This is a genomic window from Streptomyces sp. NPDC030222 (assembly GCF_055573115.1).
This window is the reverse complement of the sequence record NZ_JBVICA010000053.1, coordinates 1-5,158: the sequence shown is the minus strand read 5'-3', so window position 1 is coordinate 5,158 and position 5,158 is coordinate 1. Positions and strand designations below refer to the sequence as shown.

Below are 5,158 nucleotides of genomic sequence, written 5' to 3'. Positions count from 1 at the left end.
GCGGTCGCGATCGTGGGGTCGTTCCCGGGCCGCAAGACCAAGCGCCTTGCCGTCAGCCACGCGTTCCACTCGCCGCGCATGGACGGCATGCTGGACGCCTTCGGTGAGGTCGCGCAGGGGCTGACGTACGGCACCCCGCGCATCCCGGTCGTCTCCAGCCTGACCGGCGCCCTGGTCACCGACGAGATGACGTCGGCAGACTTCTGGGTCCGGCACGTCCGGGAGGCAGTCCGCTTCCTCGACGGCATCCGTGCCCTCGAAGCCGCCGGCGTGACGACGCATCTCGAACTCGGACCCGACGGCGTGCTCTCCGCTCTCGCGCAGGACTGCGTCACCCGCGACGAGGCGGCCTTCCTCCCCGTCCTGCGCACGGACCGTCCCGAGGACGCCACCCTCGGCTCGGCCCTCGCCCAGGCGCATCTGCGGGGGATCGGCGTCGACTGGGAGGCGTACTACGCCGGCACCGGCGCCCGCCGCGCGGACCTGCCCACCTACGCCTTCCAGCGGCAGAGGTACTGGCTGGAGGCGCCCGCCCACGCCCTGGCGGGCGACGTCGTCTCCGCCGGTATCGGCGCGACCGAGCACCCGCTCCTCGGCGCGGCGGTCGACCTGCCCGACTCGGACGGGCTCCTCTTCACCGGGCGCCTCTCCCTGCGCACCCACCCCTGGCTGGCGGACCACCGGGTCGCCGGCACCGTGCTGGTGCCGGGCGCAGCGCTGGTGGAACTCGCCGTCCGGTCGGGCGACCACGTCGGCTGCGGCCGGCTGGACGACCTGACCCTTGAGGCACCGCTCGTCCTGCCCGAGACGGGCGGGATGCAGCTGCGGCTTGCTGTGGCCGAGCCGGATGCGAGCGGGCGCCGGGCCTTCCAGGTCTACTCGCGCCCCGAGCAGGCCGCCCCCGACGAGCCGTGGATACGTCACGCCGACGGCGTCCTGGCAGCCGACACATCGGACACCGCCCCCCAGGTCCTGGGGGAGTGGCCGCCGGCCGGCGCCGTCGAGTGCGCCGTGGACGACCTGTATCCCGGCTTCGACGCCATCGGACTCGGCTACGGCCCCGCCTTCCGTAATCTGCGCCGGGCCCACCGGCTCGGGGACGAGGTGTTCGCCGAGATCGCACTGGACGAGGACCGCGTGCCGGAAGGCGCCCTGTACGGACTCCACCCGGCGCTGCTCGACGCCGCCCTGCACGCCGTCGGGCTCGGGGAGTTCTTCCCCGATGGCCCCGAGGGTGCGCGGCTGCCCTTCTCGTGGGCCGGTGTACGACTGCACACCGCCGGCGCCGCCGCGCTGCGCGTACGGATGGCACCGGCAGGCCGGGACGCAGTGGCGCTGACGCTGTGGGACGGGACGGGGCAGCCCGTCCTGACCGTCGACTCGCTCGTGCTGCGCCCCTTCGCCACCGAAGGCATCGCCCCCGCCGGACCCGGCGCCGGACTCGTCCGCGAGGCGCTGTTCGGGATCGACTGGACCGCCCTGTCGCTGCCCGAGGCGCGGCCGGAATCCGCCGACCGCTGGGCGCTGCTCGGAGCGGACCCGCTCAAGGCGGGCGCGGGCCTGGAACGGGCCGGAGTCCTCGGCGACCCGGCCGGATCCACCCACCCCGACCTGGGCGCACTGGGCGAGGCGTTCGACATGGCCGAGGCCCTGGGGGAGCCGGCACCGGAGACGGTCCTCGTGTCCCTGGCCCCCGCCCTCGCGACGACATCGGGCCGGCGTACCGACACAGACGCGGTGGCGACATCTGCCGTGGCCTCGGCCGCGCACGCCGCGACCGGCAACGCCCTGGAGCTGGTCCAGGGGTGGCTGGCGGACGAACGCTTCGCCGCGTCCCGGCTCGTGGTCGTCACCCGCGGCGCCGTCGCCACGGACCCCGACGAGGACGTGGCGGACTTGGCGCACGCCGCGGTCTGGGGCCTGGTGCGCTCCGCCCAGGCAGAGCACCCTGGCCGGTTCGTGCTGATCGACCTCGACGGCCAGGACGCCTCCCACCGGGCCCTGCCCGCCGCGCTCGCCACCGACGAGACCCAGCTCGCCCTGCGCGACGGAACCGCACGAGCACCCCGTCTGACCCGCGCGGCGCTCGCCCCGCCCGCCCCGCCCGCGGCCGGCACACCCGCCGGCCACGGCCCGGACCCCCAGGGCACGGTCCTGATCACCGGGGCCACCGGCACCCTGGGCGGCCTGCTCGCGCGGCACCTCGTCGCCGAGCACGGTGTGCGGCACCTGCTGCTCACCAGCCGCCGCGGCGCCGCGGCAGCGGGCGCCCCCGAACTCGCCGACGCGCTCACCGAGGCGGGTGCCCGGATCACCTGGGCGGCCTGCGACACGGCCGACCGGGACGCCTTGGCCGCGCTGCTGGATTCCGTCCCGGCCGAACACCCGCTGACCGCGGTCGTGCACACCGCCGGGGTGCTCGACGACGGAACGGTCACCTCGCTCACCCCCGAGCGGGTCGCGAAGGTGCTGCGGCCCAAGGCCGACGCGGCATGGAACCTGCACGAACTGACCCGGGACCTCGACCTGTCGGCGTTCGTACTGTTCTCCTCGGCGGCCGGCGTGTTCGGCAACGCAGGACAGGCCAACTATGCGGCGGGTAACGCGTTCCTCGACGCACTCGCCCAGCACCGCCGGGCACAGGGCCTGGCGGGTCTCTCGCTCGCCTGGGGCCTGTGGGACGACGAAGCAGGCATGGCCGCGACCCTCGACGACCAGGACCGGCAGCGACTCGGCCGCGGCAGCATGAACGCTCTGTCGGCAGCCGACGGGCTGGCCCTCTTCGACGCGGCCCTGCGGGCGTCCACGCCCGGGCAGGACGGCGGAGAAGGCGGCGACGGCGGAGACGGCACGGCTGCGAACGCCGACGGGACCGACACCGCCGGGCCGCAGGGGACCGCGAGCCTGCTCGTGCCCGTCCGGCTCGATCTGGCCGCACTCCAGGCCCAGGTGGACGACTTCGTCACACCCCTGCTGCGCGGCCTGCTGCGTACGCCCGTACGACGGAGGGCGAGCGGCGGCGCGACAGCGGACGCCCCGGGATCGCTGGCGGAGCGGCTGGCCCAACTGCCGCCCGCAGAACGGGACCGGGTGCTGCTCGACACGGTCCGCACGCACGTCGCCCAGGTGCTGGGTCACAGCGATGCGGCAGCCATCGAACCGGTCAGCGCGTTCAAGGAACTCGGCTTCGACTCGCTGACGGCGGTCGAGCTGCGCAACCGGCTCGGCGCGGCCACCGGGCTCCGGCTCCCGGCCACGCTCGTCTTCGACTACCCGACCCCCGAGCAACTCGGCGGATACCTGCACTCCGCACTGCCCCTCGGCGCCGACGGGCCCACCGTTTTCGGTGAACTCGACCGTCTGGAAGCCGCGTTGGGCGCGGCGGAGGCGGCGGACGCGGACAGCGTCACCCGCTCGCGCATCACGATGCGCCTCCAGGCCCTCGTGGCCAAGTGGCACGCCGGCCAGGACACCGGACGTACCACCAGCACCGTTCAGGACACGGACGACGACCTCGACACGGTCACCGACGACGAGCTTTTCGACCTGCTCGACGACGAACTCGGCGCTTCCTGAGCACCTTGAGCCCGCCGGGCGGGGCATCCCCCCGCCCCGCCCGGCGCCCCGACCACCACCACGGACAGACCCGTACGACCGCCTCTCTGGCATGGAGCCCACGCACATGGTGAACGAGGACAAGCTTCGCGACTACCTCAAGCGGGCGACCGCCGATCTGCGCCAGGCCCGCAGGCGGTTGCGCGAGGTCGAGGAGCAGAACCAGGAACCCATCGCGATCGTCGCGATGAGCTGCCGCTACCCGGGCGGTGTCCGCACCCCCGAGGACCTTTGGCGGCTCGTCGCCGACGGCCGGGACGCGATCTCCGGATTCCCGGCCGACCGCGGCTGGGACGTGGAGACGCTCTACGACGCCGACCCCGACAGCGCCGGATCCAGCTACGTCGGCGAGGGCGGCTTCCTCTACGACGCCGCCCGGTTCGACCCCGCCCCCTTCGGGATCTCGCCGCGCGAGGCTCTGGCGATGGATCCGCAGCAGCGGCTGCTGCTGGAGACCTCGTGGGAGGCGTTCGAACGGGCCGGTATCGACCCGACCTCGATGCGCGGCAGCCGGACGGCCGTCTTCGCCGGCGTGATGTACCACGACTACACCGCCCGCCTGGACTCCGTTCCCGAAGGAGTCGAGGGCTTCCTCGGCACCGGCAGCTCCGGAAGCATCGCCTCCGGCCGCGTGGCGTACACCTTCGGCCTCGAGGGCCCGGCCGTCACCGTCGACACCGCGTGCTCGTCCTCCCTGGTCACCCTGCACCTGGCGGTGCAGGCGCTGCGGGCGGGGGAGTGCTCCATGGCCCTCGCCGGCGGTGTCACCGTGATGGCGACCCCGGCCACCTTCACCGAGTTCAGCCGTCAGCGCGGGCTGGCCCCCGACGGACGCTGCAAGCCCTTCGCGGCAGCCGCCGACGGCACCGGATGGGGCGAGGGCGTCGGCATGCTGCTCGTGGAGCGCCTGTCGGACGCGCAGCGCAACGGGCGCCCGGTGCTCGCCGTCATCCGGGGTTCCGCGATCAACCAGGACGGTGCGAGCAACGGCCTCACGGCCCCGAACGGCCCGTCTCAGCAGCGCGTCATCCACCAGGCACTCACCAACGCCCGCCTCTCGGCCGCCGACGTGGACGTGGTCGAGGCCCACGGCACGGGTACGACGCTTGGTGACCCGATCGAGGCGCAGGCGCTGCTGGCGACGTACGGTCAGGACCGGCCCACCGACCGTCCGCTGCTGCTCGGCTCCATCAAGTCCAACATCGGTCACACGCAGGCCGCCGCCGGCGTCGCGAGCATCATCAAGATGGTCCAGGCGATGCGGCACGGCGTCGTGCCGAAGACCCTCCACCTCGACGAGCCGACCCCGCACGTGGACTGGGAGGCGGGCGCCGTCTCCCTGGTCGGTGAGACGGTCGCCTGGCCGCAGACCGGTGCCCCGCGTCGTGCGGGTGTGTCGTCGTTCGGGTTCAGCGGGACGAATGCGCATGTGATCGTGGAGCAGGCGCCGGAGCCGGTTGAGGGTGGGTCTCGGTCGGGTTTGCCGGTGGTGCCGTGGGTGCTGTCGGGCAGGAGTGCGGGGGCGTTGCGGGCGCAGGCGGAG

At 74.0% G+C, this 5,158-nt stretch carries 2 protein-coding genes; both read left to right on the top strand.

The features are described from left to right. Nucleotides 1-3,576: type I polyketide synthase (locus ACZ4Z5_RS33150; RefSeq protein ID WP_468269960.1), on the top strand; the 3,576-nt coding region annotated here is incomplete at its 5' end. A 106-nt stretch (nucleotides 3,577-3,682) separates the two neighbouring features. Continuing rightward, on the top strand, nucleotides 3,683-5,158 hold a 1,476-nt coding region (locus ACZ4Z5_RS33145; protein ID WP_468269962.1), incomplete at its 3' end, for a type I polyketide synthase.